Raw genomic sequence first — 14,622 nt, forward strand, 5'->3', positions numbered from 1 at the left:
GTGCGCGTCCACTTGTAATGAAAAAATCAACGCGCCCTACAGGCCGCAACCGGGCCGCAACAACTGCTCACAGGCCGCCGCATTCACGGGGGCTTCGTACACTGTGCCGCATGACCTCTGCGCACAACGAAGACCCCCATCTCTGGCTCGAAGACATCGACGGCGAAGCCGCTCTGGACTGGGCTCGCCAGCAGAATGCACACGCCGTTCACACCTATGCGCAGTCGCCGGCCTTCCAGGCGATCGAGCAGGGCCTGCTCGAGGTGCTCGACTCGGACGCGCGCATTCCGATGGTCAGCAAGATCGGTGCGCTGTACTACAACTTCTGGCGCGACAAGGCGCACCCCAAGGGCCTGTGGCGCCGCACCACGCTCGATGAATACCGCACGCCCGAGCCCGCGTGGGAGACCGTGCTCGACCTCGACGCGCTGGCCGCGCAGGACGGCGAGAACTGGGTCTGGCACGGCGCCGACTGCCTGGAGCCCGCGTACGAGCGTTGCCTGATCTCGCTGTCGCGCGGCGGCGCCGATGCCGACGTGGTGCGCGAGTTCGACCTCGTGAGCCTGACGTTCGTCGAAGGCGGCTTCGCGCTGCCCGAGGCGAAGAACCACGTCACCTGGAAAGACATCGACCACCTGTACGTGGGCACCGATTTCGGCCCCGGCTCCATGACCAGCTCGAGCTACCCGCGACTGGTGAAGCAATGGCAACGCGGCACGCCGCTGGCCGAGGCCGTCACCGTGTACGAAGGCGCGCACGAAGACATGTCGGTGAGCGCCTGGAGCGACCACACGCCCGGCTTCGAGCGCGACTTCGTCTCGCGCCAGATCGACTTCTACGACAGCGAGACCTGGCTGCGCGCCCCCGATGGCACGCTGGCCAAGATCGACGTGCCCGACGACGCCAACACCGGCGTCACGCGCGAGTGGCTGCTGATCGAGCCGCGTGAAGACTGGACCGTGGCCGGCCGCACCTACACCGCCGGCTCGCTGCTGGCCGCGCGCTTCGACGACTACATGGCCGGCGCGCGCGAGCTCACGCTGCTGTTCGAGCCCGACGACACCACCGCGCTCGACGACTACTCGTGGACGCGCCACCACCTCATCCTCAACGTGATGCACGACGTGGTGAACCGGCTGGAGGTGCTCACGCCGCCGGCGGACGGCCTGGGCGACTGGGCGCGCGACAGCCTGGGCGGCGCGCCCGCGCTCTCGTGCGTGGCGGCCGGCGGCATCGACGAGACCGAGAACGACGACTACTTCCTGACCGTGAGCGGCTTCCTGCAGCCGACCACGCTGTACATCGGCACCCTCGGCCAGGGCGAACCCCAGCCGCTGAAGCACAGCCCCGGCTTCTTCGACGCCTCGCGCTTTCGCGTGAGCCAGCATTTCGCGACCTCGGCGGACGGCACGCGCGTGCCCTACTTCGAGATCGCCGCGAAAGACCTCGTGGCCGACGGCACGAACCCCACGCTGCAGTACGCCTACGGCGGCTTCGAGATCTCGCTGGAGCCGAGCTACAGCGGCGGCATCGGCCGCGCCTGGCTCGAACGCGGCGGCGTGTACGTGGTGGCGAACATCCGCGGCGGCGGCGAGTACGGCCCGCGCTGGCACCAGGCCGCGCTGCAGGAGAACCGCCTGCGCACCTGCGAAGACTTCGCGGCCGTGTCGCAGGACCTGTTCGCGCGCGGCATCACCTCGCCCGCGCACCTGGGCGCCATGGGCGGCAGCAACGGCGGCCTGCTCATGGGCAACATGCTCACGCTGTACCCGCAGCTGTACGGCGCCATCGTGAGCGAGGTGGCGCTGCTCGACATGAAGCGCTACACGCAGCTGTCGGCCGGCGCCTCGTGGATCGCGGAGTACGGCGACCCGGAACTGCCCGACGAGTGGGAATTCATCCAGACCTTCTCGCCCTACGAGAACGCCAAGGCCGACACGCCCTACCCGCCCGCCCTTTTCACCACCTCCACGCGCGACGACCGCGTGGGGCCCGTGCATGCGCGCAAGATGCACGCGAAGCTGCTCGCGCAGGGGCACGACAGCAGCTTCTACGAGAACATGGAAGGCGGCCACAGCGCCGCCGCGGACAACAAGGCGTCCGCCTTCATGGATGCGCTCGGCTACGCCTACCTCTGGCACCACATCGGGAGACCGACATGAACAGCAGCAGCACCGGGACCACCACCCTCGAACTGATCGGCGCGCCGACCGACATCGGCGCCAGCGTGCGCGGCGCGGGCATGGGCCCCGACGCGCTGCGCGTGGCCGGCCTGGCCGAGGCGCTGGCGGGCCAGGGCTTCACGGTGCTCGACCGCGGCAACCTCGCGGGCCCGGCCACGCCGTGGGCACCGCCGGCCAACGGGCTGCGCCACCTCCCCGAGGTGATCGCGTGGAACCGCTCGGTCTACGCCGCCGTCGACACCGCACTGGGCGCCGGCCACGTGCCGGTGATGCTGGGTGGCGACCACTGCCTGGCGATCGGCTCCATCAGCGCCGTGGCCTGGCATGCGCGAAAACGCGGCAAGAAGCTGCGCGTGCTGTGGCTGGACGCGCACTCCGACGTCAACACCGAGACCACGAGCCCCAGCGGCAACCTGCACGGCATGCCGGTGTCGTGCCTGCTGGGCCACGGGCCGGCGGACCTCACGGGCTGGAGCGGCGAGCCCGCGGCGCTGGCGCACGACGCCATCCGCTTCATCGGCATCCGCAGCGTCGATGCCGACGAGAAGGAAGCGATCCGCACGCTCGGCCTGCACGTGTTCGACATGCGCCACATCGACGAGAACGGCATGCGCACCACCATGACCGAGGCGCTTCAAGATGTGGACGAAGACACCCACCTGCACGTGAGCTTCGACCTCGATTGCCTCGACCCGGCCGATGCGCCCGGCGTGGGCACGGGCGTGCGCGGCGGGCCGACCTACCGCGAGATGCAGCTGTGCATGGAAATGATCGCCGACACCGGCCGGCTCGGCTCGGTCGACGTGGTGGAACTCAACCCCGCGCTCGACGTGCGCAACCAGACGGCCGAGGTGGCGGTGGAGCTGATCGAGAGCCTGTTCGGCAAGTCGACGCTGGTGCGCTGAGCGCCCGGCCTGTTCAGCCGCGGTTCGGCGACGGCGCCACCGGGAAGGTGGTGGCGGCGGGGCGCGTGGCGGGCTTCGGTGCGTCGTCGGCGTCGGCGGGTGCCGCATCGGCCGGCATGTCGGGGCCGCCGCCCTGCAGGAAACGCTCGACCAGCGTGAAGAAGCGGTCGTAGAAACGCTCGTCGGACAGCGTCTCGCTCGCCACCTTGACCATCGCCTCGTTGCTGCCGCCGAAGGGCAGCGAAAGCGAGCCGATGGCGCCCACGCCCAGGCTGGCCGAGTTGCTGCCCTTCTTCAGGCCGTAGCGGTCCTGCAGCGCGGTCGCGAAGGCCACGGTGCTGCGTCCGGCCGAGGCGCTGCCAGTACCCATTTCTCGCGCGCAGACCACGCGGAACTCGACCTCGACGTGCGTCTCGGCCGCGGGCTGGAAGCTCTTGCGCGCGGTCACCAGATCGGCGTTGGCAGCCGTGACCATGTAGCCCTGGCTCAGCAGCGCGCGGCGCGCCGCCTCGCAGGTCTGGGCCTCGCTGGCGGCGTAGTTGCGCGTGTGGGTGGTGGTCGAGTCGAAGTCTTCGGGCTCGTAGGTCTGGCGCGTGCCCAAGGTGCCGCAGCCGGCCAGCACGAGCACCGACAGCAGGCTCGGGAACAGAAACGCCGGCACGCGGGCCGGCGAAGAGAAGAAGGCAGCAGAAGAGGTGGGGGGCATGGCAGGGCGGGAAGGACACCGGATGCTAACCAACCGGCGGCTTCGCTTCGAGCCCCCGGCAGGCCGGGGGTTCCCGAAAGGCCCTGCAAGCCCCGGAGATCGCGTCAGGGGTACAGACCGCGTTCCTGGCGCGCCATCAGGATGCGCTCGCAGGCCACCGCGTAGGTGGCGGTGCGCAGCGGGATCTTGTGCTTGTCGGCCGTGTCCCAGATCTGGTTGAGCGCGTTCATCATGATGCGATCGAGGCGCACGTTGATCTCGTCCTCGTCCCAGAAGAAGGACGAGAAGTCCTGCACCCATTCGAAGTACGAGACCGTCACGCCGCCGGCGTTGCAGATCACGTCGGGCACGACCAGCACGCCGCGCTCGGCCAGGATGTCGTCCGCCTCGGGCACCGTCGGGCCGTTGGCGCCTTCGAGCACCAGCTTGGCGGTGGTCTTCTTGGCGCGCTCGGCCGTGAGCTGGCCTTCGAGGGCGGCCGGGATCAGGATGTCGCAGGTCACGTCCCAGAAGTCTTCGTTCGGCACGATGTCGCCGCCGGCCTTGAAGCCGACCACGCCGTCGGTGCGCGAGATGGGCACGAGCTGGGTCAGGTCCAGGCCGTTGGTGTTCACGATGGTGCCGGTGTGGTCCTGCACCGCGACGATCTTGGCGCCCGCCTCGACGAACAGTTCGGCCGCGACCGAGCCCACGTTGCCGAAGCCCTGCACCGCGATGCGCGCGCCGCGCAGGTCCATGCCCAGTCGGCGGGCCGCTTCACGGCCGGTGACGAACACGCCGCGGCCGGTGGCCTTCACGCGGCCCAGCGAGCCGCCCAGGTGCAGCGGCTTGCCGGTGACCACGCCGGTGGCGGTGCCGCCGACGTTCATCGAGTAGGTGTCCATCATCCACGCCATGATCTGCGCGTTGGTGTTCACGTCGGGCGCGGGGATGTCGGTGTGCGGGCCGATGATGATGCCGATCTCGCTGGTGTAGCGGCGCGTGACCTTCTCCAGCTCTTGCAGCGACAGCTTCTTCGGGTCGACGCGGATGCCGCCCTTGGCACCGCCGTACGGCAGGTTGACGGCGGCGGTCTTGATGGTCATCCAGGCCGACAGCGCCATCACTTCTTCCAGCGTGACGTCGGGGTGGAAGCGCACGCCGCCCTTGCCCGGACCGCGGCTCATGTTGTGCTGCACGCGGTAGCCCTCGAAGTGGGCGATGGTGCCGTTGTCCATCTCGATCGGCACGTCGACGATCAGCGCACGCTTGGGGCGCTTGAGGGTTTCGACCCAGCGCGCCAGCGGGCCGAGGTACGGCACGACACGATCGACCTGCGACAGGTAGGTGCCCCAGGGGCTGTTGGCCGTCGGATTGACGAAGGAGAGTTTCTCGTTCATGGAAGATTCCCTTGGTTGGAATGGATGGGCGCAACGATATTCCGACTGCGGGCCGCGCGCCATGGCTTATGCATGCCGCGATGGCGGTTATGCAAGAGAAGTTGGAAGGCCCCTTGCGGTCCCTCTCGGCGCGGCCCGATGCAGGTGGATACGCACATGACAAAACCGTCATCCAGACGTTATCGGTCGCGTGGATGCGCTTCGTACAGTCGTTCTCACCAACCAAGCAACCACCTCAAGGAGTGAACGAACATGAAGCTTTCTTCCACCACCCGCCTGCTGAACACCGCCGCCGTCGCCGCCCTGCTCGGCCTCGTGGCCGCGCCGAGCTTTGCCGGCAACTACGCCGAAGGCGATCCGCGTCCCGCGCCCTTCGCGTCGTCGACGACGCGCGCCGCCGTGACGGCCGACGCCCAGCAGTGGCTGAAGACTGCGCCCACCCAGGGCTACAACGAGAACATGGGCCAGGAGCCGGTCGTGGTCTCGGCCAACAGCCGCGCCGCCGTGGCCGCCGACACCCAGCTGTGGATCCGCTCGGGCCTGGCCGCCCAGCAGTCGGGCGAAGCCGGCGCCGACACGTCGCGCCCCGGCTACCGCGAAGCCCAGGCCGCCTACACCAAGCTGCGCGAAGGCCCGGCCTACGGCGCGCTGGTCGACCAGCTCTCGGGCCGCCAGGCTGCCGCACCCGGCGCGACCACGGTGCGTTGAATGCGGTGACCCACGGCTTTCGGTAGTCCAAATGACTGCGAAAGGGTAGTCCAACGGCATTTCCTTGGTTCTATCTCCTATGGCCGTGGCAAATAGGCCGCATTTCTTGCAGTCGATCGGTGCGTGCGCCGGATAATTCTCGAATGCTTGATCTGGACCGCATCGATCTGCGCCTGCTGAAGATCCTTCAGGAAGACGGCCGCATCACCAACCTCAAGCTGGCGGAGGCGGTCGCGCTGTCCCCCACCGCCGTGCTGGCGCGCGTGCAGCGCCTCACGCGCGACGGCTTCATCCTGGGCTACGAGGCCCGCCTCGACCCCTACAAGCTGGGGCGCGGCTTCACCGTGTTCGTCGAGGTCCTGCTCGACCGCACCACCGCCAATGTCTTCGACCAGTTCAAGGCCGCCGTGCAGGTGCGCGACGAGATCATGGAATGCCACATGGTCGCCGGCGGCTTCGACTACCTCCTCAAGACCCGCATGGCCGACATGGCCGCCTACCGCGAGTTCGCCGGCACCGTGCTGTGGCAGTTGCCCGGGGTGCGCGAGACGCGGACCTATGCGGTGATGGAAGAGGTCAAGAGCAGCGCGCGCCTGCCGCTGGGGGTCTGAGGCGCACGCCCGCCCGGGGCGTTTGGGTCGGCGTTATTGCATGCGACAATTAAATTTTGTCGACAATATGTCGTCCCACGCCACGTGGGCGGCACGCCCCCGAAGAAGCAAACCATGGAAAACGAGCCTGGAAAAACGCTGTCCCAGACCATCTCGGACCGCCTGGCCGAGGAAATCGTGTTGCGCCGTTTCCAACCGGGCGAGCGCCTGGACGAACAGACGATCGCGACGCGCTTCGGCGTCTCGCGCAGCCCGGTGCGCGATGCGCTGCGCCAGCTCGCCTCGACCCGGCTGATCGAGCACCTGCCGCGCCGCGGGTTCTCGGTGGCGACGATGGCGCCCGCCGACCTCGACGGCCTCTTCGAAGCCTCCGGCGAACTGGAAGCCCTGTGCGCCAAGCTGTGTGCGCTGCGCGCCGCGCCGTCGGAGCGCAAGCGCATCGAGTTCGTTCATCAGCAAGCCGGGCGCGCCGCGGCCGAGGGCGACGCGAAAGCGTACGCCGCGCTGAACGAGGAATTCCACGCGCTGATCTACGCCGGCGCCCGCAACAAGACGCTGCAGGACCTCGCACTGAGCCTGCGGCAGCGCCTCGCCCCCTTCCGCTCGCAAGGCTTCTTCACGACAGAAAACCGCCTGCAGCATTCCCATGTCGAGCACGAAGCCCTCGTTGCCGCCCTGCTGGCGCACGACGGTGACGCCGCCGCCGCCGCCATGCACAGCCATGCAGCCAACTCGGCGATGAACGTGCTGCAGCACTTCGACGGCAGCGCCTCCCGCACTCCGTCTTCCAGCGCCGCCGCCTGACGCGGCTGCCGCGCCCTCTTCCTCCCTCCCGTTTCCGCTGCCCGCCCCGGCCCGCCGTTCCCGGCGCAGGCCGGCCGCGGCGTGCGTCTGCACGCCCGTTTCAGTCACGCCGCGACAAGCCCTTGACGTTCTTGAACACCAAAACATAAAATTGCACACAATTCGCAGACACTGAATGCAAAAACCTGTCGCGGATTCCAACCCACCTACAAAAGAGGAGTCAATCGAATGTCTTGGATCGCGCTCGCCACTTACCGCCGCGCCGGCGGGCTTGCCCCCGCCCTGGTGCTGGACGACCAGCTGTACGACCTGGAGGCGGCCCGCGCGGCCGGCCTGCCGCCGCTGCCCGAAGCCTGGGTCACGCAAGGCGTCGAAGCCATGCTGGGCGATTGGGCGAACGCGCAGGCCTGGCTGCGCGACGCCACGCCCATCGCCGCCGCGCTGGCCGCCTCGGGCGCCATCCGGCCGGTGGCCGACGGCGCCGCGGCCGTGGCTGCGCCCTTCGTGCCGAGCCGCATCTTCTGCGCCGCCTCGAACTACGCCTCACACGCCAACGAGATGGGCACGGTGCTGGCGGCCAAGTCGCAGAGCAAGCCGTACATGTTCCTGAAGCTCTCGAACACGGTGATCGGCAACGGCGAGACGATCCAGATGCCGCCCGAGACCAGCAAGCTCGACTGGGAGGTCGAACTCGCCGCCGTGATCGGCAAGCGTTGCCGCCGCATCTCGGTCGAAGACGCACTGGACGCCGTGGCCTGCTACACGATCGTCAACGACATCTCGGCGCGCGACCTCAACATCCGCGGCGACTACCCGTTCAAGCACGACTGGTTCCAGGGCAAGTGCCACGACACCTTCGCCCCCATCGGCCCGTGGCTGGTGCCCGCCTGGCAGATCCCCGACCCGCAGGCCGTGCAGATGCGCCTGGACGTGAACGACGAGCCGATGCAGCAGGACAGCACGGCCAACATGATCTGGACGGTGCGCGAGCAGATCGCCTACCTGTCGACCATCGTCACGCTCGAACCGGGCGACGTGATCGCCACCGGCACGCCGACCGGCGTGGGCATGGGTCGGGGTATCTACCTGAACGCAGGCGACCGGCTGGTGGCGAGCATCGAAGGCATCGGACGGCTGTCCAACCAGGTGCAAGCAGAGCGCCTCTGAGCGTCCGCACGGCGGGGCCACGGCCCCGTTCTTTCGAATCACGAACAACAAGGTATGGAGACAACGACATGCAACCCACCCGCAGAGGATTCGCCGCGATCGCGCGCGCGCTGACCGGCCTCGCCTGCAGCGCGCTGCTGGCCGGCGCGCCCCCCGCGTTCGCCCAGGAGAAGGTCACCTACAACATGGCCTGGCTGCCGCAGGGCAGCTCGGTGGGCGTGATCGTCGCGCAGGCGCAGGGCTACTTCCGCGAGCTGGGCCTGGACACCGCCATCGTGCGCGGCTACGGCGGCAACCGCACCGCCAACGAGCTCGACCAGGGCCAGTTCGAGTTCGGCTACGTCGACCCGATCAGCCTCGTGCTCAACCGCGCCAACGGCGGCAAGATCCGCATGATCGGCGCCATCAACACACGCTGGCCCGCGGGCATCTGCTTCGACACCAAGCGCCACCAGCCGAAGACGCCGGCCGATATGAAGGGCCTGCGCCTGGGTGGCGGCTCGGCCTCGCCGGTGCACAACGTCGTGCCCGCCTGGCTGGAGCTGAACCGCCAGCCCAAGGACAGCATCCGCCTGCTGCGCATGGACCCCGCCGTGGTCGACGCCTCGCTGATCGAAGGCAAGGTCGACCTGGCCGAGTGCTGGCGTGGGAGCAACCGCGCCGTCACCCAGAAGCAGGCCCAGGCCGCGGGCGTGACGCTGGGCTGGATCGAGTACAGCGACTTCGGCCTGGACGCCTACGGCAGCGGCTTCGCGGCCAGCGAAGACCTGATCAGGAAGCGCCCCGAGGTGGTGAAGAAGTTCCTGCGCGCCTCGTACCGCGGCTACGAGTTCGCCATGGCCAACCCCGAGCAGGCGGCCGACCTCATGGTGAAGATGTTCCCCACCACCGACCGCGCCGTGGCGCTGGCGCAGATCAAGGACATGAACGACCTGCTGGTCGACCCCGCGGCCAAGGCCAAGGGGCTGGGCCACCTGCGCGAGGACCGCATGCGCGCCACCGTGCAGTTCGTCGACAAGGCCTTCGGCCTGGGCGGCAAGGTGAAGCCGCAGGACGCGTACAGCAACGACCTGCTCGCACCATGAGCGCGGGAGCAACACCGATGGTTCAACGCCCCCGTCCCCAGCGCCTCGGGCACGTCGTGCTCAACGTGCGCGACCTGAAGGCCTCCGTGCGCTTCTACACCGAGATCGTCGGGCTGGAAGTGTCCGACCACATCGAGGACCAGATGGCTTTCCTGCGCTGCGGGAACGACCACCACGACCTGGCGCTGGCGCAGATTGCGCCCGGCGATCCGCAGCATGCGGCCACCTACACGCCAGGGCGGCCCGGGCTGGAGCACTTCGCCTACCAGCTCGGCTCACTGGCCGAGATCGAGGACGCCGCGCGCTACCTGCAGGCGCAGGGCATCGACATCGTGCGCGGCATCGGCAAGCACGGGCCCGGCGAGAACCTGTTCCTCGTGTTCAAGGACCCCGACGGCAACTACTGCGAGTTCTACGCGGAGATGGTGCAGATCACGCCCGCGCAGCCCTACACGCCCCGCGTCTGGAAGAACGACCTCGCGGCCTTCGACCAGTGGCACTTCGACCGGTTCGTGGTGCCGCCGCCCGAGTGGGGGCCGCGCACGGCACAGGACACCAAAGGCGAAGACAGCGACAACCCGAAGCGCTGAACGCCCACCACGCGACAAGACAAGACACGACACAAAAAAAGATCCGGAGACAAGACACATGCACCCCGCCCCTTCCTCGCGCGCCGAATCGTGGCGCCGCTTCACCGACCCCGCCCTGCTGTTCCTCGCACTGGGCCTGCTGTGGGAAAAGTCGGTCGACGTGTTCGGCATCAAGCGCTACCTGCTGCCGCCGCTGTCGCAGGTGCTCGACAGCCTGTGGACGAACCGCATGGCACTGCTCGTGCAGTCGTGGGTCACCACGCAGGAGGTGCTGGCCGGCTTCGCGCTGGCGGCCGTCGGCGGCGTGCTGCTCGGGCTCGCGATCCACGCCATCCCGGTGGTGCGGCGGGCGCTGTACCCGCTCATCGTGGTGTTCCAGGGCCTGCCCAAGATCGCGCTGGCGCCGCTCATGGTGATCTGGTTCGGCTACGGCGACACCTCGAAGGTGCTGATGGCCTTTCTCTTCGCCTTCTTCCCGGTGGTGATCGCCACCATGGGCGGGCTGGCGGGCACGCCGGCGCACCTGGTGGAGCACTTTCGCGCCATCCGTGCCTCGTCGTGGACCACCTTCCGCCGCCTCTACGTGCCCTCGGCCCTGCCGTCGATCATGGACGGCCTGCGCTCGGCCATGCCGCTGGCCGTGATCGGCGCGATCGTGGGCGAGTTCGTCGGCTCCGAGCGCGGGCTCGGCCACCTCATCCTCGAGGCCAATGCCAACGCGCGCACCGACTACCTGTTCGCCGCGCTGGTGGTGATCTCGGCGGTCGCCGGCCTGCTGTACCTGCTGGTCGAGCTGGCCGCCAAGCGCATCTGGTGGCGCGGGCTCTGAGCCCTTTCCTTTTCTCTTTCGCCTTTTCCAAAGATTTCAACTCAGGAGACATCCCCATGGCCAAACTGCGTCACATCGCCCTCGCCGTTCCCGATCCCCAGAAGGCGGCCAAGTTCTACAGCGAGGTCTTCGACCTCACCATCGTCGAGCCCACGCACTCGCCCATCGCCGACGGCGTGTACCTCACGGACGGCACCATCTGCCTGGCGCTGCTGAACTACAAGACCGACGAGGCCGCCGGCCTCGAGCGGGGCAAGGACTGGATCGGCACGCATCACTTCGGCTTCTGGGTCGACGACCTGGACGCGCAGCGCAAGGCCATCGAGGACCACGGCGGCACCTTCTTCATGGACCTGCCGCACGACAAGAAGAGCCTGTACTACGAGATGAAATTCCGCGACCTCGACGGCGTGGTCTTCGACATCTCCGAAGGCGGCTGGGTGGGAGCGCGCAAGTGAAGCCTGGGACCGTGGCCACCGGCGAGGCGACGGTGCGCGCCCCCGGTGCCATCGACACAGCGATCGGCGTCAGCCGCGTCGCCAAGACCTTCGACGCGCGCCACAGCGTGCGCGCGCTGGAGCAGGTCGACTTCACGGTGCAGCGCGGCGAGTTCGTCTCGATCCTGGGGCCCAGCGGCTGCGGCAAGAGCACCCTGCTGCGCATCGTGGCCGGGCTGATCCAGCCCGACGCGGGCGGCGAAGTGCGCGTGCTGGGCCACCTGCAGACGCGGATGTCCGACGACGTGGGCGTGGTGTTCCAGACCCACAACATGCTGCCGTGGGAAACCGTGGAGGCCAACATCCGCCTCGCGGCCGAGGTGCGCAAGCTGCCGAAGAAGGACATCGACGAGCGCGTGGAGGCGCTGCTGCCGATCCTCAAGCTGGAGAAGTTCCGCCGCAACTACCCGCACGAACTCTCGGGCGGCATGCGCCAGCGCGCGGCGCTGGGGCAAATCCTCGTGATGCGGCCCCAGGTGCTGCTGCTCGACGAGCCCTTCGGGGCGCTCGACGCGCTCACGCGCGACCAGCTCAACGTCGAGCTGCTGCGCCTGTGGCAGGAGATGCGCCAGACGGTGATCCTCATCACCCACAGCATCTCGGAGGCCGTCTTTCTTTCGGACCGCGTGCTCGTGATGTCCGAGCGGCCGGGGCGCATCGTCGAGGACATCCGCATCGACCTGCCGCGCCCGCGCGACCCGCGCACCACCAAGGAAGCGGCCGCCTTCGGCCACTACGTGGTGCAGCTGGGCCACCTGATGGGCGTCGACTGACGCCGCCCTTCGCCCCCTCTTCGTTCTTCTTCCGGAGCTCTCTGCCTTGAACCTCTCGAAATTCCACGGCGTGGTGCCCGCCATGGCCACGCCTTTCACCGCCGACCACCGGCTCGACGAAGCCCGCGTCGGCGAGCTGATCGACAGCTACATCCGCGCCGGCGTGCACGGCATTTCCGTCGCCGGCAGCCAGGGCGAGTTCTTTGCCCTGGAGCGCGACGAGCACATCCGCCTGCTGGAGCTGTCGATGCGCGCCATCGACGGCCGCGTGCCGTTGTACGCCGGCACCGGCGGCGCCACCACGCGCGACGCCATCGCGCTCACGCAGGCCGCCGAAGCCCTGGGCGCCGACCTGGCGCTGGTGATCACGCCGTACTTCGTGCAGCCCACGCAGGACGAGCTGGTGGCCCACTACACCGCCGTGGCGCGCGCGACGAAGCTGCCGGTGATGCTCTACAACAACCCGCCGCGCACCGCCGTCAACGTGCTGCCCGCCACGCTCGCGCGCTGCATGCAGGCGGCCGACAACATCGTGGGCATGAAGGACTCGGGCGGCGACCTCACGCAGTCCATCGAGTACCTGCTGACCGCGCCGCACCCCGCGCTGCTGTTCTCGGGCCGCGACACCATCGCGCTGTCGATGATGTTCCACGGCGCGCAGGGCACCATCTCGCCCGCCGCCAACGTGTTCCCCGAGCTCATGGTGCGCATGTACGACGCGCTGCGCGCCGGCCGCCACGACGAGGCGCTGCGCGTGTCGAACATCTTCGCGCCGCTGCGCGCGGCCTGGGCCTGGGGCTCGTTCCCGGTCGTCATCAAGGAAGCGATGACGCTCGCGGGCCGCAGTGCCGGGCCGACGCGTCCGCCCGTCGCCGCGCTGACGGAGAAGGTGCGCGCCGACCTGCGGGCCGTGGTCGAGCGCATCGGCGCCAGCGCGTAACCCGCCATGCCGCCGAACCCCACGGCCGGCGACGGCGAGCGCCGCTACAACGCGCGCCTGGCCGTCCCGCACTACCAGGACATCTTCGACGGCTGGGCACGCGCGTCCGCCGCGGTGCGCGAGCGCGCCCGCGCGCGGCTCGACATCGCCTACGGGCGGCACGCGGCCGAGCGCCTCGACCTGTTCCTGCCCGAGGGCCGCCCGCGCGGCACGCTGATGTACATCCACGGCGGCTACTGGCGCTCGCTCGACAAGTCGGACGCCTCGCTGGTCGCGCCGCCTTTCACCGCGGCCGGCTACGCGGTCGCGGTCGTCAACTACGCGCTGTGCCCGGCGGTGGACGTGGAGACCATCGTCGCGCAGATGCGCAGCGCGGCAGTCTGGCTCGCCGCGCACCACGCGCAGTGGGACGCACCGCGCGGACGCCTGTTCGTCTGCGGCCATTCGGCCGGCGGGCACCTGGCAGCGATGCTGCTGGCCACCGAACCCGAAGTGAAAGCCGCCGTCTGCATCAGCGCGTTGTACGACCTGCGCCCACTGCTCGACGTGCCGTCGGTGATGGAGGCCACGCGCTTCACGCCGCACAGCGCGGCGGCCCTGAGCCCGGCCCTGTTGCGACCGGTCTCTGCCGCGCCCCTGCTCACCGCGCTGGGCAGCGAGGAGAACGCCGGCTTTCACGAACAATGCGGGATCATCCAGCGCCAGTGGCACGACGTGCACGCCGGCCACATCGACTGCCCCGGCCACGATCACTTCTCGATCCTCGATGCGTTGACGCGGGCCGACGGCGCCATCGCCATCGCGGCGCTTCGCCTGATGCGGTCCTTCGACGACACACCTTCCCCATGATTCCAGACAGCGCCCTCGACACCCTTTTCCGCCAGGCCCGCTCCCACAACGGCTGGCTGCCCCGCCCGGTCAGCGAGGCGCAGCTGCGCCAGATTTACGAGCTCGTGAAGTGGGGGCCGACCTCGGCCAACTGCTCGCCGATGCGTGTGGTCTTCGTGCGCACCGACGAAGGCCGCGAACGCCTGCGGCCGCTGCTCTCGCCCGGCAACGTCGACAAGACGATGACGGCGCCCGTCACCGCGATCCTCGGTTTCGACACGGCCTTCTACCGCGAGCTGCCACGGCTCTTTCCGCACCGGCCGTCGATGCAGGACGACTTCACGGGGCCCGACAAGGAGGCGCACGCGATGCGCACTGCCTTTCGCAACGCGAGCCTGCAGGCGGCCTACTTCATGCTCGCGGCCCGCGCCATCGGGCTGGACTGCGGGCCGATGTCGGGCTTCGACGCGGACGGCATGGACGCCGTCTTCTGGCACGGCACCTCGGTGCGCACCAACTTCCTGTGCAACCTCGGCCACGGCGACCCCGTCAAGCTGTTCGAGCGCCACCCGAGGCTCGCGTTCGAAGAAGCCTGCCGCTTCGCCTGAGGGTCGCAC

16 protein-coding genes are annotated in these 14,622 nt (G+C 68.9%); 14 read left to right on the plus strand and 2 right to left on the minus strand.

Annotated elements, in window-relative coordinates:
• The first annotated feature begins 110 nt into the window (after positions 1–110).
• Both AC3WQM_RS26555 and rocF read left to right on the plus strand, forming a co-directional pair.
• The gene (locus AC3WQM_RS26555) at positions 111–2,162 is read left to right on the plus strand and encodes a prolyl oligopeptidase family serine peptidase (RefSeq protein WP_492682953.1); all 2,052 of its coding nucleotides are present in this window, start codon (positions 111–113) and stop codon (positions 2,160–2,162) included.
• Positions 2,159–3,088, plus strand: coding sequence for an arginase (gene rocF, locus AC3WQM_RS26560; RefSeq protein WP_487847372.1), 930 nt, complete (start codon positions 2,159–2,161; stop codon positions 3,086–3,088). The genes AC3WQM_RS26555 and rocF overlap by 4 nt, the downstream gene beginning before the upstream one ends.
• A 13-nt stretch (positions 3,089–3,101) precedes the next feature.
• On the opposite strand, the gene AC3WQM_RS26565 is transcribed toward rocF, so the two are convergent.
• Positions 3,102–3,794 (minus strand): DUF2242 domain-containing protein, encoded by a 693-nt coding sequence (locus AC3WQM_RS26565; RefSeq protein WP_492682955.1) that lies wholly within the window; start codon positions 3,792–3,794, stop codon positions 3,102–3,104.
• Between the two features lie 104 nt (positions 3,795–3,898).
• On the minus strand, positions 3,899–5,173 hold the full coding sequence (locus tag AC3WQM_RS26570) for a Glu/Leu/Phe/Val family dehydrogenase (RefSeq protein ID WP_070063824.1): 1,275 nt from the start codon (positions 5,171–5,173) through the stop codon (positions 3,899–3,901).
• A 252-nt stretch (positions 5,174–5,425) separates the two neighbouring features.
• Here AC3WQM_RS26570 and AC3WQM_RS26575 point away from each other — a divergent pair, with 252 nt between their 5' ends.
• The 12 genes from AC3WQM_RS26575 (at position 5,426) to AC3WQM_RS26630 (ending at position 14,613) form a co-directional block, all read left to right on the plus strand.
• On the plus strand, positions 5,426–5,881 hold the full coding sequence (locus tag AC3WQM_RS26575) for a hypothetical protein (protein ID WP_492682957.1): 456 nt from the start codon (positions 5,426–5,428) through the stop codon (positions 5,879–5,881).
• Between the two features lie 143 nt (positions 5,882–6,024).
• Positions 6,025–6,492: an Lrp/AsnC ligand binding domain-containing protein gene (locus AC3WQM_RS26580; protein WP_062478450.1), complete on the plus strand. Its 468-nt coding sequence runs from the start codon at positions 6,025–6,027 to the stop codon at positions 6,490–6,492.
• Positions 6,493–6,606: 114 nt separating this feature from the next.
• Positions 6,607–7,296, plus strand: a complete 690-nt coding sequence (locus AC3WQM_RS26585; RefSeq protein ID WP_099793338.1) for a GntR family transcriptional regulator — start codon at positions 6,607–6,609, stop codon at positions 7,294–7,296.
• A 228-nt stretch (positions 7,297–7,524) separates the two neighbouring features.
• A complete protein-coding gene (locus tag AC3WQM_RS26590; protein WP_492682959.1) occupies positions 7,525–8,463 on the plus strand; it encodes a fumarylacetoacetate hydrolase family protein in 939 nt (312 codons plus the stop codon).
• Positions 8,464–8,531: 68 nt separating this feature from the next.
• Positions 8,532–9,548: an ABC transporter substrate-binding protein gene (locus AC3WQM_RS26595; RefSeq protein ID WP_492682961.1), complete on the plus strand. Its 1,017-nt coding sequence runs from the start codon at positions 8,532–8,534 to the stop codon at positions 9,546–9,548.
• Between the two features lie 17 nt (positions 9,549–9,565).
• Positions 9,566–10,138 carry a VOC family protein gene (locus AC3WQM_RS26600; protein WP_492682963.1) on the plus strand — a complete coding sequence of 191 codons (573 nt, stop codon included), beginning with the start codon at positions 9,566–9,568 and terminating at the stop codon, positions 10,136–10,138.
• Between the two features lie 58 nt (positions 10,139–10,196).
• Entirely contained in the window at positions 10,197–10,967 is a 771-nt protein-coding gene (locus tag AC3WQM_RS26605; protein WP_492682965.1) for an ABC transporter permease, read from the plus strand.
• A 56-nt stretch (positions 10,968–11,023) separates the two neighbouring features.
• Positions 11,024–11,425 carry a VOC family protein gene (locus AC3WQM_RS26610; RefSeq protein WP_492682967.1) on the plus strand — a complete coding sequence of 134 codons (402 nt, stop codon included), beginning with the start codon at positions 11,024–11,026 and terminating at the stop codon, positions 11,423–11,425.
• On the plus strand, positions 11,422–12,237 hold the full coding sequence (locus tag AC3WQM_RS26615) for an ABC transporter ATP-binding protein (RefSeq protein WP_307590426.1): 816 nt from the start codon (positions 11,422–11,424) through the stop codon (positions 12,235–12,237). The genes AC3WQM_RS26610 and AC3WQM_RS26615 overlap by 4 nt, the downstream gene beginning before the upstream one ends.
• Positions 12,238–12,283: 46 nt before the next feature.
• On the plus strand, positions 12,284–13,177 hold the full coding sequence (dapA, locus tag AC3WQM_RS26620; protein ID WP_492682969.1) for a 4-hydroxy-tetrahydrodipicolinate synthase: 894 nt from the start codon (positions 12,284–12,286) through the stop codon (positions 13,175–13,177).
• A gap of 6 nt (positions 13,178–13,183) precedes the next feature.
• The gene (locus tag AC3WQM_RS26625; protein WP_492682971.1) at positions 13,184–14,026 is read left to right on the plus strand and encodes an alpha/beta hydrolase; all 843 of its coding nucleotides are present in this window, start codon (positions 13,184–13,186) and stop codon (positions 14,024–14,026) included.
• A complete protein-coding gene (locus AC3WQM_RS26630; RefSeq protein WP_492682973.1) occupies positions 14,023–14,613 on the plus strand; it encodes a malonic semialdehyde reductase in 591 nt (196 codons plus the stop codon). The genes AC3WQM_RS26625 and AC3WQM_RS26630 overlap by 4 nt, the downstream gene beginning before the upstream one ends.
• Positions 14,614–14,622 lie beyond the last annotated feature (9 nt).

This window comes from Variovorax sp. FW301-JW7 (genome assembly GCF_058788795.1).